This window comes from Pseudomonas sp. XP2 (genome assembly GCF_053557975.1).
This window is the reverse complement of sequence record NZ_JBNRIK010000004.1, coordinates 199,861-215,651: the sequence shown is the minus strand read 5'-3', so window position 1 is coordinate 215,651 and position 15,791 is coordinate 199,861. Positions and strand designations below refer to the sequence as shown.

The 15,791-nt window shown below is 63.9% G+C and carries 11 protein-coding genes and 3 pseudogenes; all 14 read left to right on the top strand.

Features of this window, described 5'->3' with window-relative positions; translation table 11 throughout:
• Positions 1 to 26: 26 nt before the first annotated feature.
• A complete protein-coding gene (locus ACK1VC_RS07360) occupies positions 27 to 1,781 on the top strand; it encodes a solute:sodium symporter family transporter (RefSeq protein ID WP_016486300.1) in 1,755 nt (584 codons plus the stop codon).
• Positions 1,778 to 3,817, top strand: a complete 2,040-nt coding sequence (locus ACK1VC_RS07355; RefSeq protein ID WP_191087546.1) for an alpha-glucosidase — start codon at positions 1,778 to 1,780, stop codon at positions 3,815 to 3,817. The genes ACK1VC_RS07360 and ACK1VC_RS07355 overlap by 4 nt, the downstream gene beginning before the upstream one ends.
• 88 nt (positions 3,818 to 3,905) lie before the next feature.
• A complete protein-coding gene (locus ACK1VC_RS07350; RefSeq protein WP_023049493.1) occupies positions 3,906 to 5,006 on the top strand; it encodes a porin in 1,101 nt (366 codons plus the stop codon).
• Positions 5,007 to 5,018: 12 nt separating this feature from the next.
• A complete protein-coding gene (locus tag ACK1VC_RS07345) occupies positions 5,019 to 5,933 on the top strand; it encodes an aldose 1-epimerase (RefSeq protein WP_191087861.1) in 915 nt (304 codons plus the stop codon).
• The gene (locus tag ACK1VC_RS07340) at positions 5,930 to 6,805 is read left to right on the top strand and encodes a 6-deoxy-6-sulfogluconolactonase (protein WP_016486304.1); all 876 of its coding nucleotides are present in this window, start codon (positions 5,930 to 5,932) and stop codon (positions 6,803 to 6,805) included. Before ACK1VC_RS07345 ends, ACK1VC_RS07340 begins: the two co-directional genes overlap by 4 nt.
• Before the next feature lie 31 nt (positions 6,806 to 6,836).
• Positions 6,837 to 7,619, top strand: coding sequence for a sulfoquinovose 1-dehydrogenase (locus ACK1VC_RS07335; protein WP_191087547.1), 783 nt, complete (start codon positions 6,837 to 6,839; stop codon positions 7,617 to 7,619).
• Between the two features lie 136 nt (positions 7,620 to 7,755).
• Positions 7,756 to 9,495, top strand: coding sequence for a 6-deoxy-6-sulfo-D-gluconate dehydratase (locus ACK1VC_RS07330; RefSeq protein ID WP_449117930.1), 1,740 nt, complete (start codon positions 7,756 to 7,758; stop codon positions 9,493 to 9,495).
• 22 nt (positions 9,496 to 9,517) lie between these two features.
• Positions 9,518 to 10,978, top strand: a complete 1,461-nt coding sequence (locus tag ACK1VC_RS07325) for a 3-sulfolactaldehyde dehydrogenase (RefSeq protein ID WP_016486307.1) — start codon at positions 9,518 to 9,520, stop codon at positions 10,976 to 10,978.
• Between the two features lie 78 nt (positions 10,979 to 11,056).
• Positions 11,057 to 11,779 (top strand): gluconate 2-dehydrogenase subunit 3 family protein, encoded by a 723-nt coding sequence (locus ACK1VC_RS07320; RefSeq protein ID WP_016486308.1) that lies wholly within the window; start codon positions 11,057 to 11,059, stop codon positions 11,777 to 11,779.
• Between the two features lie 2 nt (positions 11,780 to 11,781).
• On the top strand, positions 11,782 to 13,554 hold the full coding sequence (locus tag ACK1VC_RS07315) for a GMC family oxidoreductase (RefSeq protein ID WP_191087549.1): 1,773 nt from the start codon (positions 11,782 to 11,784) through the stop codon (positions 13,552 to 13,554).
• An 11-nt stretch (positions 13,555 to 13,565) separates the two neighbouring features.
• Positions 13,566 to 14,861, top strand: a complete 1,296-nt coding sequence (locus ACK1VC_RS07310; RefSeq protein WP_102688877.1) for a cytochrome c — start codon at positions 13,566 to 13,568, stop codon at positions 14,859 to 14,861.
• A 167-nt stretch (positions 14,862 to 15,028) separates the two neighbouring features.
• Positions 15,029 to 15,313 (top strand): annotated as a pseudogene (locus ACK1VC_RS07305) (VOC family protein); the annotation flags it as partial.
• Positions 15,313 to 15,522, top strand: a pseudogene (locus ACK1VC_RS07300) (NAD-dependent epimerase/dehydratase family protein); the annotation flags it as partial. The pseudogenes ACK1VC_RS07305 and ACK1VC_RS07300, both read left to right, overlap by 1 nt.
• 31 nt (positions 15,523 to 15,553) lie before the next feature.
• Positions 15,554 to 15,739: pseudogene (locus tag ACK1VC_RS07295) on the top strand (cyclase family protein); the annotation flags it as partial.
• Positions 15,740 to 15,791 lie beyond the last annotated feature (52 nt).

Below are 15,791 nucleotides of genomic sequence, written 5' to 3'. Positions count from 1 at the left end.
ACCCGCGTTGGAGAACAAATATAAAAATGAGCACTTCCCTTTTTACCTTCCTGAGCATGCTGTTTTTCACTGTGCTGGTTGCAGTGATCTCCTATCGGTTCACCCGCCAGGCCAAGGACGTCGGCGCCCATGGTTACTTCATGGCGAGCGGCGGCCTCAATGGCTGGTTCATTGCCGGCTCGATGATGCTTACCAACCTGTCGATCGACCAACTGGTCGGCCTCAATGGTGACTCTTACGCCCACAACCTAAGTTCCATGGCTTGGGAAGCGACTGCTGCCGTTTCGACGATCGCCCTGGCCCTGTTCTTCCTGCCACGCTACCTGCGCGGCGGCTTTTCGACCCTGCCGGAGTTCATCGAGAAGCGTTACGACCGCACCACGCGCCGGGTGGTCAGCGCGCTGATGGTTGCCACCTACACCTTGGTGCTCAACCCGGCCTCGCTGTACCTGGGGGCGATCACCTTCAACCAGATCTTCGACCTGCAGGGCATTCTCGGCTGGTCCTACCCGGCCACCATCAGCCTGCTGATCGTCGCAACCGGGGTGATCGGCGCCGCCTATGCGGTGCTGGGCGGGCTGCGGGCGGTGGCGGTGTCAGACACCATCAACGGCATCGGCTTGCTGGTGGTGGTGATACTGATTCCGATCATCGGCCTGTGGACGCTGGGGCAGGGTGACGTGTTGTCCGGTGCTCAGACCCTGTTGCACGACAACCCACAGAAGCTCAACGCCATTGGCGGCAGTGAAGACAAGGTGCCGTTCGGCGCGGTGTTCACCGGGATGATCTTCGCCAACCTGTTCTACTGGTGCACCAACCAGGCCATCGTGCAGAAGAGCATGGCCGCCCGAAACCTGGCCGAGGGCCAGAAGGGCGTGCTGCTGTCGGGTTGCCTGAAGCTGCTGGTGCCGCTGGCCATGCTGATGCCTGGGGTGATCGCCTGGCACCTGTTCCGCGACCAGCCACTGGCCAACTCGGACCTGGCCTATCCGGCACTGGTCGCGGCGCTGATGCCCTGGTGGATGAAAGGGTTCTTCGTGGCGGTGATCTTCGGCACCGTGATGAGCCATTTCAACGCGATCATCAATGGCACGGCCACGCTGCTGACTTATGACTTCTACAAGTCGATCCGGCCCATGGCCTCGGACGAGGCGCTGGTGCGCTTCGGCAAACGCGTCAGTGTGATTGCGGCACTGGTGTCGCTGGTGGTGGCACCGATGCTGATGTACACCCCGGAAGGCATCTATGCGGTACTGCGCCGCTTCACCGGCTTCTTCAACATGCCGATCATTGCCATCATGCTGTTCGGTTTCTTCAGCGCCCGTGGCGGTGCGACACCGGCGAAACTGGTGCTTGGCCTGCATGCGGTGTGCTACGCGGTGCTGGTGCTGGGGCTGAAGATCGACACACGCCTGGGCATCAGCTTCATCCATGTCATGGGCATCATGTTCGCCATCGAGATGGCCTTGCTGGTGCTGCTGCGCAAGCACTTCGACCGCGCTACCCCGTATGTCTCGCCGACCCCAGCGCGCACCGTGGACCTTACCCCATGGCGACATGCCGGCAGTTTCAGTGTGGTGCTGTTCGCAGCCCTGGTTTCCATCTACCTGACCTTCTCACCGCTGGGGGTCGCCCGTGTCGGCGGACCTTCCGGCCTCTACCTGCCGCTGCTGGCGCTGACCTGGCTGCTGGCCTTTGCCGGCGTTGCCCTGTGCCGCCGCCGTTTTCGACACCTGACTGTCACCCATGCCCTGCCTGACTATGAGACCAACCCACGATGAATAGCGTATCCATCCCCCAGAACGTGAACCTGCACCAGGCAGGTGAGCAGATCCGCCTGGAAGTGGACGGGCGCCTGCTGTGGTGCCACAGCCCGCTGCAGCCGGCGGTGTTTGCCGGCTTCGGCGAGGCCGATATTGAAATGCAGCGCGGCAATTTCCGCATCCGTGACTACGTGCAGGAGCGGGTTGCCCTGCGCCACGCCCGGCTCGATGCGCAGGCGGGTCTGATCGAGCTGCGCGCCTGGGCCGAGGGGCCGCTGCTGCTGACCCTGCGCCTGGACTGCCAGGGCGAGCGCGTGCGCCTGCTCATGCAGGCGCCGCAGCCAGGTTGCAACCGCCTGTGGCTGCGTCTGCCGGCCGAAGCGGATGAGCAGGTCTGGGGCTGCGGCGAGCAGATGTCCTATCTGAACCTGCGCGGACGCAACTTCCCGCTGTGGACTTCCGAGCCGGGCGTAGGCCGGGACAAATCGACCTGGCTGACCTTGCAGGCCGACAACGAAGCCAATGCCGGTGGTGACTACTACCACACCAATTACCCGCAACCGACATTCATGTCCTCGCGCCGCTATTGCGCGCACCTGGTCACCTGCGCCTATGCCGATTTCGACTTCCGCCAGGGCGATTTCCACGAGCTGCAGGTGTGGGCGATACCGGAGGCGCTGGAATTCTTCGTCGGCGACAGCTACATCGATCTGGTCGGTGCGTTGAGCCGCTATTTCGGCCGCCAGCCACGGCTGCCGGAGTGGGTGCTCGACGGGGCGATCCTCGGCCTGAAGAACGGCCGAGAGCATGCGGAGCAGCACCTGAAGACCGCGCTCGAAGAGGGTGCGAAAGTCAGCGCACTGTGGTGCGAAGACTGGGAAGGGTTGCGCATCACCTCGTTCGGCAAGCGCTTGTTCTGGGACTGGCAGTGGAACGCCGAGCGCTACCCGGACCACCAGGCCTGGGTCGGCAGCCTGCATGAGCGCGGATTGCGTTTCCTCGGCTACGTGAACCCTTACCTGTGCAATGACGGTCCACTGTTTGCCGAAGCCCAGGCAGCTGGCTACCTGGCCACCACTGCCGAGGGCGCTACCTACCTGGTCGACTTCGGCGAGTTCCTCTGTGGGGTGGTCGATTTCACCCTGCCGGCGGCGGCGCAGTGGTTCGAAACCCGGATCATCGGTCAGGAAATGATCGACAAGGGGCTGTCAGGCTGGATGGCGGACTTTGGCGAGTACCTGCCGATCGATGTCAAGCTGGCCGGCGGTGCCGACCCCATGCTCGAACATAATGCCTGGCCGGTGCGCTGGGCCGAGGTCAATGCCCGCGCCATTGCCGCGGCTGGGCGCACGGGGGATGCGCTGTTCTTCATGCGCGCCGGGTACAGCGGCGTGCAGGCGCACTGCCCGTTGCTCTGGGCGGGTGACCAGTCGGTCGATTTCAGCCGCCACGATGGCCTGCAGACAGTGATCTGTGGCGCATTGTCTTCAGGCCTGCTGGGCAATGCCTATCACCACAGTGATATCGGTGGCTACACCAGCCTTTATGGCAACTGCCGTACCGCCGAGCTGTTCCAGCGCTGGGCGGAAATGGCGGCGTTCACCCCGGTGATGCGCACGCACGAAGGCAACCGCCCGGACCAGAACCTGCAGTTCTGGCAAGACCCGGCCACCCTGGCGCACTTTGCCCGCATGACTCGGCTGTTCGCCGGCATGAAACCCTATGTCGAAAGCCTGATGGATGAAGCCCAGGCCAGCGGCCTGCCATTGCAGCGGCCACTGTTCCTGCATCACGAACAGGACACCGGCTGCTATGGCGTCCAGGACCAGTACCTGTATGGGCGCGATCTGTTGGTGGCCCCCGTGCATGCCGAGGGTAAAACGCACTGGAGCGTCTACCTGCCGGCTGGCGAGACCTGGCAGCACTGGTGGAGCAGCGAGCGCTTCGAGGGCGGCCAGCGTGTCGAGGTGGCGGCGCCACTGGGGCAACCGCCGGTGTTCAGCCGGGTGGGCAGCCGCTGGCAAGCCTTGTTCGAGAGCCTGACCGTGCTCTGATCCGGCACGGCTACCTGGATTTGTCCCAATGCGCGCCTGCCTTGGCAGGCGCGTCGGCCCACTGCGGCCATGAAAGAGCGCTGCTGACATGAATAACAAGAATCAACGTGTCCTTGGCTTCACCCTGCTGGCCAGCGTCTGCGCGCTGCCCAGTCATGCCGAGCCGATCGTGTGGAAGGCCGGCAACCTCAGCATCAACCCCTACGGTATTCTCGATCTGAACGTGCAGACGGGCTCGTTCAGCAAGACCGCCCCCGACCACACCATGGTCTCGGACGGCAACCTGCAGGCCTCGCGCTTCGGGGTAAAGCTTGACTATGCCCTGGGCGACAGCGGTTACACCCTGCAGGCGTTTGGCGAGCGCGGGCTGGTACTGCGCAGGATCTGGAAGGGCGGGCAGGTCTCGACCAACCGTGGCTATGGCGCGGGCGTGAGTGGCCCGTTCGGCTCGGTGGCCATGGGGAGCCTGTACATGCCAATCTACTGGGTGTTCCTGGATTCGGACGTGGCCTTGTACGGGTTGTCGAACATGGCGGCGATCATGAGCCTGGAGCACACCGCGGTATTGGGCAAAAGCGGCACCGGCGGTTTCTACGACACCACGGTGCGTTACCGCTCGCCTGAAGTGAACGGGTTTTCCACCGAGCTGGGTTACTCCTACGGCAATTCCAGCATCGAAAACGGCCCCAATCAGAATCGCACCAGTGGCTTCAACGTGCGCTATCGCAATGGCTTCACCAAGCTGGGTTATGGCTTCAACCGCCATGAGTCGGCCCCCACCGAAACCAGCAGCGAGCTGTATACCCAGACGACCCACGTGGTGTCGGGCAACTACCAGTGGGGCGGTGTGATCTGGGGCGCCAACTACATGTATACCGAGCGTGATACCGACGCACGCTGGTTCGCCTCGGCGAAGATGGTCAATGCCAGGATCGTCCTCGACGAGCACAATGACCTGACCTTCGGCGTTTCTCAGCGTATCGGCGCAGCCGGCGCCCGGGCCTGGGCGGCTCATGCCGGCTACATCTACTCGTTCAACCCTAATACCCAGCTGTATACCTATGTGTCCCACATCAACAACAACAGCCACTCCACCCAGGGTTTCTCGCTGCTCAGCGAAGATTACCCGAGCGTGGCGGCCGGCTATGACCCTTGGGCAGGCACCTTGGGTATTCGCTGGAGCTTCTGAGTCTTGATACCGATGAGTCACACCGTGCACCCGCTGCTGAAACTCACCTGCGGTGCCTTGAGTGCCGGGGTGTTGCCAAGCCTTGGCGGCGCGCTGGGTTACCTGCGCCTGGGCCGCTTCGAGCTGTTGCGCCCTTGGGACGGCAGCGACAGCGTGCGGCGCAGCGCCTGCTATCCGCTGGTGCCGTACTCCAACCGGATCGCCCACGGGCGCTTTAGCGCCAACGGCCAAGCGCAGCAACTGCGCGGCAACTTCGGCGACCATCCGCACCCGCTGCACGGCCTTGGCTGGCAGCGGGCATGGCAGGTCGATGGCCACTCGCCGCAAAGCTGCAGGCTGAGCTTGCGTCACACCGCCTGCGGCATCGATGCCGAGGATTGGCCGTGGGATTTCGTTGCCTGGCAGAGCCTCGTCCTGAGCGAGGAGGGGCTGTACCTGCACCTGGGGCTCACCAACCTGGGTGAGCAGCCGATGCCGGCAGGGCTTGGCTGGCACCCGTACTTCGAGCGCCAGGGTGAGCTGCAGCTGGGCTTTAGCGCCGCGCAGGTCTGGCAGGCCGGGCCGGATGGCCTGCCGCTCAAGCGTGCGGCGCTGCCCGAGGCCTGGGACTTCAGCCAGCCCCGCGCGGCAGGTGCAGTGGGCCTGGATAACTGCTTCGAGGGCTGGGATGCTCGCGCCAGCCTGTATTGGCCCGACGCTCAGGTCGGCCTGCGCCTGCAGGCGGGCCCAGGGCTTGGGCACCTGGTGGTGTTCACGCCGCCAGCGCCTGCGGATTTCATCGCGGTCGAGCCGGTCAGCCACCTGAACAATGCCATCAACTTCCCTGAGCCCACGGCGCACGGCCTGGTCTGGCTGGCGCCGGGGGCGTCGATCGAACGTGAGTTGCGCTTGCTGCCTGCCAGCGGCAACCTGGAGAACCCTGCATGAATGAAACGTTGAACTGTGTGGTCCGGCAGCCGTCGGAGCTGGGCGAGTGCCCGGTCTGGTCGGTCCGTGAACAGGTCCTGTACTGGGCCGATATCCTGGCCGGGCGGCTGCATCGCCTTGACCCTCGCGATGGCAGCGTGAGCACACTGCAATTGCCCGAGGAACTCGGCTGTTTCGGCCTGCGCGAGCAAGGCGGCTTCATTGTCGCGCTGCGCAGTGGTATCTACCTGCTCGATGCCCAGGGGCAGCTGGGCGAGCGCCTGGCCGAGAACCCGACGGGCGCCGAGTACAGCCGTTTCAACGATGGCCGCGTCGACCCCTGGGGGCGCTTCTGGGCCGGCACGTTGTGGCAGCCGCGTGACCGTAATGGCGGGCAACTGCTGCGGGTCGATGCCGAGCATCGCGCCCAGGTCATGGCGGGCGATGTGATGGTGTCCAACGGCCTGGCCTTCAGCCCGGACCGCGCGTGGGCCTACCACAGCGACACGCCGAACCATGTGCTTTACCGCTACCCACTGGATGAGGATGGCCAGCCCGGCCCACGGCAACTGCTGCGCGAGTTTGCGCGGGGCAGCGGCGGGCGTCCTGATGGCGCGGCTTTTGACAGCGCCGGTTGTTACTGGAGCGCGCAGTTCGACGGCGGCCGGGTGTTGCGCCTGAGCCCTGACGGGCAGGTGCTGGACGAAATCCAGCTGCCGACGCGTTGGCCGACGATGGTCGCCTTCGGCGGTGAGGACCTGCGCACGCTGTACATCACCAGTTCCCGCGAAAACCGCAGTGCCGAAGAACTCGCCGACTGGCCGTTGTCCGGCTGTGTGTTCGCCACCCGGGTCAATGTGCCCGGCTGCGCGGAACCGCTGTTCGCAGGCTGAACCTTTCCCACGCATTCACGAGCTTCCTATCATGAACCGTCATACCGATACGCAATATCCAAGCCTCGCCGACAAGGTGGTCCTCATCAGCGGAGGTGCTTCAGGCATTGGCCGCGCCTTTGTCGAAGCCTTCGTTGCTCAGGGCAGCCGCGTGGCCTTTCTCGATCTCGATGCCGAAGCGGGGCAAGGGCTGGCACAGGCGCTGGGAGCCAACTCGCTGTTCCTGCCTTGCGATGTACGCGACATCGAGCGGTTGCAGGCCTGCGTGGCAGAAGTGGAGCGTACCTGGGGCGCCGTCGATGTGCTGATCAACAACGCCGCCCGCGATGACCGTCATGCCTTGGCCGATATCAGCGTCGAGTACTGGGACGAGCGCATGCAGACCAACCTGCGCCACGCCTTCTTCGCGGCCCAGGCGGTTGCGCCCCGCATGGCGCGTCGCGGCAGCGGGGCAATCATCAACATGGGGTCGATCTCCTGGATGCGCGGGCGCCCCGGGATGGTCTGCTACACCACCGCCAAAGCGGCGTTGAACGGCATGACCCGTACCCTGGCACGTGAACTGGGCGGGCAGGGCATCCGGGTCAACAGCCTGGTACCGGGCGCCATCCGCACCGAGCGCCAGGATGCCATGTGGGCCGCCGACCCCGCTGGCCTGGAGGCGGCCAGCCAGGCCTTCATCGACCAGCAGATGCTCAAGTTCCGCCTGGATGCCAGCGACTGCGCGCGCCTGGCGCTGTTCCTGGCCAGCGACGACAGCCGTGGCTGCACCGGCCAGAACTTCGTTGTCGATGCAGGGTTGTCGATTCAGTAATCCAGCCTGATTGGCGTCAGGGCACTTCTTCAGGGAAAAAAATCGTAGCGCTACGAAATCGATCTGAGTATGCTCCTTAAAGAGAATTTCGCAGCGCTACGATTTTTCGTCGCGCCCTTGTTCAAAGGCTTAGCTCATGTCCGAAAAACACAAGAAAATCGAAGAACTGCGCAGCCAGCGGTGGTTTGCTCCAGACACCATCCGTGCGTTCGCCCACCGTCAGCGTCTGCAGCAGATCGGCCTGCGCCGTGAAGAGTTCATGGGCAAGCCGGTGATTGCCATCCTCAATACCTGGAGCGAGATGTCGCCCTGCCATTCGCACCTGCGTGAACGTGCCGAAGCGGTCAAGCGCGGTGCCTGGGCAGCGGGCGGCTTTCCGGTGGAGTTGCCGGTGCAGTCGGTGGGCGAGGTGATGGTCAAGCCGACCACCATGCTCTATCGCAACCTGCTGGCGATGGAGGCCGAAGAGTTGCTGCGCTCGTTGCCGATCGACGGCGCCGTGCTGCTGGGTGGCTGCGACAAGTCCACCCCGGGTTTGCTGATGGGGGCACTGAGCATGGACCTGCCGGTGATCTACTGTCCGGCCGGGCCGATGTCCAACGGCCAATGGCGCGGCGTCAAGACCGGCGCTGGCACCCACACCAAGAAGTACTGGGATGAACGCCGCCTGGGGCTGATCGACACGGTCGCCTGGGAAGAGCTCGAAGGCGCCATGACCCGCTCGATCGGCACCTGCAACACCGTCGGTACGGCCTCGACCATGACCAGCATCGCCGACGCAATGGGCTTTACCTTGCCCGGTGCATCGAGCATTCCCGCCGCTGACGGTGCGCACCCGCGGATGGCCTCGCAGTGTGGTTCGGTCATCGTCGACCTGGTCTGGCGCGACCGCCGTCCCTCGACCTGGTTGACCGACAAGCATGTCGCCAACGGCGTGGCGGTGTACATGGCCATGGGCGGCTCGACCAACGCGGCGATCCACCTGATCGCCATTGCCCGGCGCGCCGGCATCGACCTGACCCTCGACCAGCTGGCAGCGGCGGCCGCGAAGATCCCGGTGCTGCTCAACCTGTTCCCGTCCGGCACGGCGCTGATGGAGGACTACCATTTCGCCGGCGGCCTGCGCGCACTGATGCGCAAGATCGAACCGCACCTGCACCTGGAATGCGAAGGTGCCACCGGCCAGAGCTGGGACAGCCTGCTGGCCGATGCACCGTGCTACGACGATGACATCATTCGCCCCCTCGACAACCCGGTGGTCAGCCTCGAGCAAGGCGCGACCCTGGCGCTGCTGCGCGGCAACCTGTGCCCCGATGGCGCGGTCATGAAGTCCTCCGCGGCCGACCCACGCCTGCGCCGCCACAGCGGCCCGGCACTGGTCTTCGATGACCATGAGACCCTCAGCCGGATGATCGACGACCCGGCCCTGGAGGTCACTGCGGACACCGTGCTGATTCTGCGTAACGCCGGTCCCGTAGGCGCGCCGGGCATGCCCGAGTGGGGCAACCTGCCGATCCCCAAACGCCTGCTGGAGGCCGGGGTGCGTGACCTGCTGCGCATCTCCGACTCGCGCATGAGCGGCACCCACTATGGCAGTTGCGTCCTGCACGTGGCGCCCGAAGCCGCCGTTGGCGGGCCGCTGGCACTGGTGCGCACAGGCGACATCATCGACCTGGACGTCGCCGCCGGCACGCTGAACATGCGCGTCAGTGACGACGAGCTGGCCCGCCGCCGTGCTGGGCATGTGCCGCAGCACAAGACCTACGGTCGCTCCTTCGCTGCGCTCTACCAGCAGCACGTGACCCAGGCCAATGAAGGCTGCGACTTCGATTTTCTGCAGGCCGGCGAAGCCGTGCCCGAGCCACCCATCCACTGAACCTGCCCAGGACAACTGACCGATGCTCGAACTCAAAGACCCTTCTTTGCTCAAACAACAGGCGTTCATCGACGGCCTCTGGGTGAGTGCCGATTCCGGCGAAACCTTTGCTGTCACCAACCCTGCCACCGGCGAAGAACTGGCGCGCATTCCGCAAATGGGCGCCGCCGAAGCCGAACGCGCGGTGCTGGCTGCGCACCGTGCCTTCAAACCGTGGAAGCGCAAGACCGCCAAGGAGCGCGCCGAGCTGCTGCAGCGCTGGTACGCGCTCATGCTCGAAAATCAGGAGGACCTCGCCCGCCTGCTGACCGCCGAACAAGGCAAGCCACTGGCCGAAGCCCGTGGCGAATTGGGCAACGGCATGTCCTTCGTGCAGTGGTTTGCCGAGGAAGCCAAGCGCGTCTACGGCGACACCATCCCGCAGCCCTCGGCAGACAAGCGCATCATCGTCACCAAGGAGCCGATCGGCGTCACGGCGGCCATCACGCCGTGGAACTTCCCCCACGCGATGATTACCCGCAAGGTGGCCCCGGCCCTGGCCGCCGGTTGCCCGATGGTGCTGCGCCCGGCCAGCCAGACACCACTGTCGGCCCTGGCCCTGGCGGCCCTGGCCGAACGCGCCGGTATCCCCGCTGGCGTGTTCAGTGTGGTCACCGGCAGCGCGACCCAGATCGGCAGCGTGCTGACCGGCCACCCGCTGGTGCGCAAGTTCAGCTTCACCGGCTCCACGCCGGTGGGCAAGCGGCTGATTGGGCAATGCGCCGAGACCGTGAAGAAGGTGTCCATGGAACTGGGCGGCAACGCGCCGTTCATTGTCTTCGATGACGCCGACCTCGACCTGGCCGTGGAAGGCGCGATGCTGTCGAAGTTCCGCAATGCCGGGCAGACCTGCGTCTGCGCCAACCGTATCTATGTGCAGGACGGTATCTACGAACGGTTTGCCGAGAAGCTCGCCGCTGCTGCCTCGGGCCTGCGCCTGGGTAATGGTGTAGAGGCCGGTGTGACCCAAGGCCCGATGATCGATGAGAACGCCGTGCGCAAGGTCGAAGAGCACATCAGTGATGCCCTTGAGAAAGGCGCGCGGCTGATCGCAGGTGGCCAACGCCACGCGCTGGGTGGCAGCTTCTTCGAGCCGACCGTGCTCACTGAAGTTACCGCGCAGATGAAAGTGGCCCACGAGGAAACGTTCGGGCCACTGGCGCCACTGTTCCGCTTCTCCAGCGAGGACGAGGTGGTCGAGCTGGCCAACGCCACGGAGTTCGGCCTGGCCAGCTACTTCTACAGCCGCGATATCGGCCGCGTGCTGCGCGTCAGCGAAGACCTCGAATACGGCATGGTCGGCGTCAACACTGCGGCAATCGCCAACGAGATGGCGCCGTTCGGAGGCGTCAAGCAATCGGGCCTTGGCCGCGAAGGTTCGCGCTACGGCATCGAAGACTATCTGGAAATCAAGTACGTGTGCCTCGGCGGCGTCGACCGCTAAAGCCTGTCACAGGGGGCAGGCGCTGCCCCCTGTGACTGAGCACCCATAAGAACAACAAGCCCCGCATGGAGTAGCCCCATGTCCGATACCCCCAATGCGCGCCGCCGCTTCCTGCAAGGCGGCCTGGCGCTAATCCCGCTGGTGACGCTAGCCAGCCACGGCGTTCCGACCGCTTTCGGCGATACACCTCGTCAGCCAGCCACCCCGCAACTGCAGCCGGACGACTATCGACCACGGTTCTTCACAGACGTTGAATGGGCGTTCGTGCAGGCGGCCTGTGAACGACTGATCCCCACCGATGAACTTGGGCCAGGCGCCATCGCCTGTGGCATCCCCGGGTTCATCGATCGTCAGATGGACACGCCCTACGGCCACGGCGCGTTGTTCTACAGCCAAGGTCCGTTCATTACCGATCAGCTGCCGGAGCTCGGCTATCAAGGCCGCCTTGCGCCCCGGGACATTCTGCGGCTGGGCATTGCCGGCTGCGATCAGTGGTGCCGGCAAACCCACGGCCAACCTTTTGCCGGGCTCGCCAGCCTGATGCAGGCGCAGGTGTTGCACCTGCTGGAAGAGGGTAAGGTGCCGTTGGAAGCGTTGCCCAGTTCGCAGTTCTTCAATCAGCTGCTGCGCAACACCCGCGAAGGTTACTTCGCCGACCCTGTCTACGGCGGCAATCGTGATATGGCGGGGTGGAAGATGATCGGTTTCCCCGGTGCCCGTGCCGACTTCATGGACTGGATCGACCACCCCGGCGAGCGCTATCCGCTGGGGCCGGTGTCGATCAGTGGGCAAAGGGGGTAGACATGGCGATCAAACATCCCCCGGTGGACGTGGTGCTGGTCGGCCTGGGCTGGACTGGCTCGATCATGGGCATGGAAATGACCGACGCGGGCCTGCAGGTACTGGCCCTTGAGCGCGGCGAGATGCAGGACACGCCCACCACGGCGAACTACCCCAACGTTATCGACGAGCTGGCGTACACCGTGCGCGGCAAGCTTTACCAGGACCTGGCCCGCGAGACGGTCACGTTCCGGCACAACATCAGCGGTGTCGCGGTACCGTACCGCCAGCATGGATCGATCCTGCTCGGCACCGGTGTCGGTGGCTCGGGCTTTCACTGGAACGGCCTGACCTGGCGCGCCCAGGCGAGTGACCTGCGCCTGCGCAGCCATTACGAAGAGCGTTATGGCAAGCACTTCATCCCCCAGGGCATGACGATCCAGGACTTCGGCGTCAGCTACGAAGAGCTCGAGCCGTACTTTGCCCGTTTTGAAGCGGTTGCAGGGATCGCTGGCAAGGCCGGTAACCTCAACGGCACCGTGGTCAAGGGTGGCAACCGTTTTGAAGCACCACGCAGCAGCGAGTTTCCACTGCCAGCGCTGAAAGATGTGTATGGCGCGCAGTTGTTCGCCAAGGCCGCACGCGAACTGGGCTACGAGCCGTTCCCGATTCCTGCCGCCAACGCCTCCGAGCCTTACACCAACCCCTACGGTGTGCGCATGGGGCCGTGCAACTTCTGCGGGTTCTGCGAGAACTACGGGTGCTACATGTATTCCAAAGGCGCGCCGCAGACCACGATCCTGCCGGTGCTGCTCAAACGTCCGAATTTCAAGGTCAAAACCCAGGCGCAGGTGATCAAGGTCAACCTCGACAGCAGCGGCAAACTGGCCACTGGGGTGACCTACATCGATGCCCAGGGCCGCGAGGTCGAGCAACCCGCGCAACTGGTGATCCTCACGGCCTTCCAGCTGCACAACGTGCGCCTGTTGCTGCTGTCGGGGATCGGCAAGCCCTATGACCCGGTCAGCGGGGATGGGGTGGTGGGCAAGAACTATGCGTACCAGATGAATGGCGGTGTCAGCGTGATGCTGCCCAAGGGCACGCAACTCAATCCGTTCATTGGCGCCGGTGCCGGTGGCCAGGCCATCGACGACTTCAACGGTGACAACTTCGACCACGCGCCGCTGGGCTTCCTTGGCGGGGCGAACATTCGTCACAACCGCACCGGTGGGCGCCCCATCGGCCAGGCGACCACACCCAAGGCTGCGCCCAAGTGGGGCAAGGGCTGGAAAGCCGCGACCCAGGACAGTTATCAACGCCTGATGGGCATCAACGCTCAAGGTTCGGTCATGGCCTATCGCGACAGCTACCTGAGCCTGGACCCGACCTACCGCGATGCCTACGGCCAGCCGCTGCTGCGCATCACCTTCGACTGGCACGACAACGAGTTCAAGATGACCCAGTACACCGTGGACAAGGCGCAGCGTATCGCCGAGGTGCTCGGTGGCAGCGTCGAGAACAATGCCAAGAAGCCCGGCAGTCATTACGACACCCGGGTCTATCAGAGTACCCACACCACGGGTGGCGCGATAATGGGCAGCGACCCCGCCTCCAGTGTCGTCAACCGATTCCTGCAATGCTGGGACGTACATAACGTGTTCGTCACGGGTGCGTCGGCATTCCCGCAGAACTTCGGCTATAACCCGACCGGTCTGGTGGGGGCCTTGACCTATTGGGCCGCGCACCACATCCGTGAGCACTACCTGCCCAACCCCGGGCCGATGGTGCAAGCATGAGGTACGCAAATATGAAATACCTCGCCTCATTGCTGGCCTATGCGGGTTTGTTGGCTACACCTGCGCACGCTGGCGAAGACCCCTTGGTTGCCAAGGGCCGTTATCTGGCACGAGCGGGGGACTGCGTCGCTTGCCACACTGCCAAGGATGGCAAGCCGTTTGCCGGCGGCCTGCCGATGGCAACGCCGATTGGCGTGGTGTACTCCACCAACATCACCCCGGACCGTCAAACCGGTATCGGGACATACCGTTTCGAGGACTTTGACAAGGCTGTTCGCCATGGCGTCGCCAAGGCCGGTTACAGCCTGTATCCGGCGATGCCTTATCCGTCGTATGCGCGGGTGTCCGATGAAGACATGCAGGCGCTGTACGCGTACTTCATGCACGGTGTCACGCCGGTGACCCAAGCTACTCAGGCCCCGAACATTCCCTGGCCGCTATCGATGCGTTGGCCACTGCATGTGTGGCGCAACCTGTTCGCACCAAGCGTCGACACGGCTGCTGCTGACACGCCGATGCAAGACCCTGTGCTTGCGCGGGGCGCGTACTTGGTAGAAGGGCTCGGCCATTGCGGCGCCTGCCATACGCCGCGTGCGTTCAGCCTGCAGGAAAAAGCGCTCGGCGCTAGCGAAGGCGAAGCATTTCTCGCAGGTGGTGACGCGCAGGAAGGGTGGGTCGGAAAAAACCTCAGGGGGGATCATCGACACGGCCTGGGAAGCTGGAGCGAGGCTGAGCTGGTCGACTTTTTCAAGACCGGGCGAACGGACAAAGCGGCAGTCTTCGGCAGTATGAGTGAAGTGGTGGTGCACAGCCTGCAGTATCTGACCGATGAAGACCGGTTGGCGATCGCCCGATACCTCAAGCAGTTGCCAGCGCTCGATCCGGACGATCGCCCTCACGTTGCGGACCCTGCCACCTATCAGGCACTGCATGACGGCCTGACTCCGACCCTGGGCGCAAGGCTCTACGCGGATAACTGCATGGCTTGCCACCGCAGTGACGGCAAGGGCTACGCGCAGGTCTTTCCTGCATTGGCCGCTAACCCTGTGCTGAATGTCGACGATCCGCAATCGTTGATTCGCCTGGTGCTTGAAGGCGGGACATTGCCTTCGACCCACGCCGCACCGACGTCGTTCAGCATGCCGCCGCTGGGGTGGCGCCTGAGCGACAATGAGGTGGCCCAGGTGTTGAACTTTGTCCGAGGTGCCTGGGGCAACTCCGGAGTGCCGATCACTGCAAGCTCCGTTGCTCGAATACGCGACGCGTTGTCAGCTGACGCATTGCGAGTACCTGGAATGCAGAAATAGAGTGCGGTTTCAGATGCCCTGAGAGTTCAAATGGAGCTGATCAATCTGCCACGCTTGAGCGGCGCATTTCACCGTCTACTAATCGCAATAATCCCAGCGGATTGGTATTTTGCAGCGCCGGGGGCAGTAACTCGTCCGGGTAATTCTGGAAGCAGACCGGACGTAGGAAAGCGTTCTATCGCGACCGCCTGGGCTTCGTCACCACCGACAGCTTCATGGGCGTCGGCCCGTTCATGCGCACAGCCGGCATGGACGACCACCACTGCCTGTTCATGATTCAGACGCCGCCGCACATGCAGGGCTGCGAGCACTTCACCTTCCACATGGGCAGCGGCACCGAGGTGCTGCTGGCTGGCACGCGCTTCCAGCAGAACGGCTGGACCAGCTTTTGGGGCCCAGGCCGGCACCTGCTGGGCTCCAACTGGTTCTGGTACTTCAACAGCCCGCTGGGGGTTACCCGGTGAACCTGCAAGCCAGCCTCGAGCTGCTCAACCAGTTGCGCAACCCCAATTGGCCACCGGTGCTGGTGTATGCCAGCAGCGTCGTGGTGTACGGCGGTGAGTTGCCGGCTCGCATGGACGAAGGCCAGCCGGCGTCACCTCAACTATCTTATGCAGCGCACAAGCGCAGGGTGGAAATCGCCTTGCTGGACCTGTCACGCACATGGATGCGCCCTGGCACTATGCGTCAGTGAAACGGGAGATGCTTCAATCATCTGGGAAGGGCACAAGGCCGGGCGGGATATCGGTTATGGGCAGATGGAAAAGCTGGCCAACCTGGAGCAGTTACCTGATTTCGGTTTTCTGGTGAGTTGTTTTCCGTACAAGATCCGCCATGCCTCGGCCGGGTTTGTTCGAGCTGTCGCAATAATGGAGTAAATGAGCGCTGGTACAACCATTCCCCCATCAGGCGCAGCATGACCCCGGAAGG

Excerpts from the sequence above, each read along its gene's own strand:
- ACK1VC_RS07360 (WP_016486300.1), top strand. The coding sequence starts at position 27 with ATGAGCACTTCCCTTTTTACCTTCCTGAGCATGCTGTTTTTCACTGTG.
- ACK1VC_RS07355 (WP_191087546.1), top strand. The coding sequence starts at position 1,778 with ATGAATAGCGTATCCATCCCCCAGAACGTGAACCTGCACCAGGCAGGT.
- ACK1VC_RS07350 (WP_023049493.1), top strand. The coding sequence starts at position 3,906 with ATGAATAACAAGAATCAACGTGTCCTTGGCTTCACCCTGCTGGCCAGC.
- ACK1VC_RS07345 (WP_191087861.1), top strand. The coding sequence starts at position 5,019 with ATGAGTCACACCGTGCACCCGCTGCTGAAACTCACCTGCGGTGCCTTG.
- ACK1VC_RS07340 (WP_016486304.1), top strand. The coding sequence starts at position 5,930 with ATGAATGAAACGTTGAACTGTGTGGTCCGGCAGCCGTCGGAGCTGGGC.
- ACK1VC_RS07335 (WP_191087547.1), top strand. The coding sequence starts at position 6,837 with ATGAACCGTCATACCGATACGCAATATCCAAGCCTCGCCGACAAGGTG.
- ACK1VC_RS07330 (WP_449117930.1), top strand. The coding sequence starts at position 7,756 with ATGTCCGAAAAACACAAGAAAATCGAAGAACTGCGCAGCCAGCGGTGG.
- ACK1VC_RS07325 (WP_016486307.1), top strand. The coding sequence starts at position 9,518 with ATGCTCGAACTCAAAGACCCTTCTTTGCTCAAACAACAGGCGTTCATC.
- ACK1VC_RS07320 (WP_016486308.1), top strand. The coding sequence starts at position 11,057 with ATGTCCGATACCCCCAATGCGCGCCGCCGCTTCCTGCAAGGCGGCCTG.
- ACK1VC_RS07315 (WP_191087549.1), top strand. The coding sequence starts at position 11,782 with ATGGCGATCAAACATCCCCCGGTGGACGTGGTGCTGGTCGGCCTGGGC.
- ACK1VC_RS07310 (WP_102688877.1), top strand. The coding sequence starts at position 13,566 with ATGAAATACCTCGCCTCATTGCTGGCCTATGCGGGTTTGTTGGCTACA.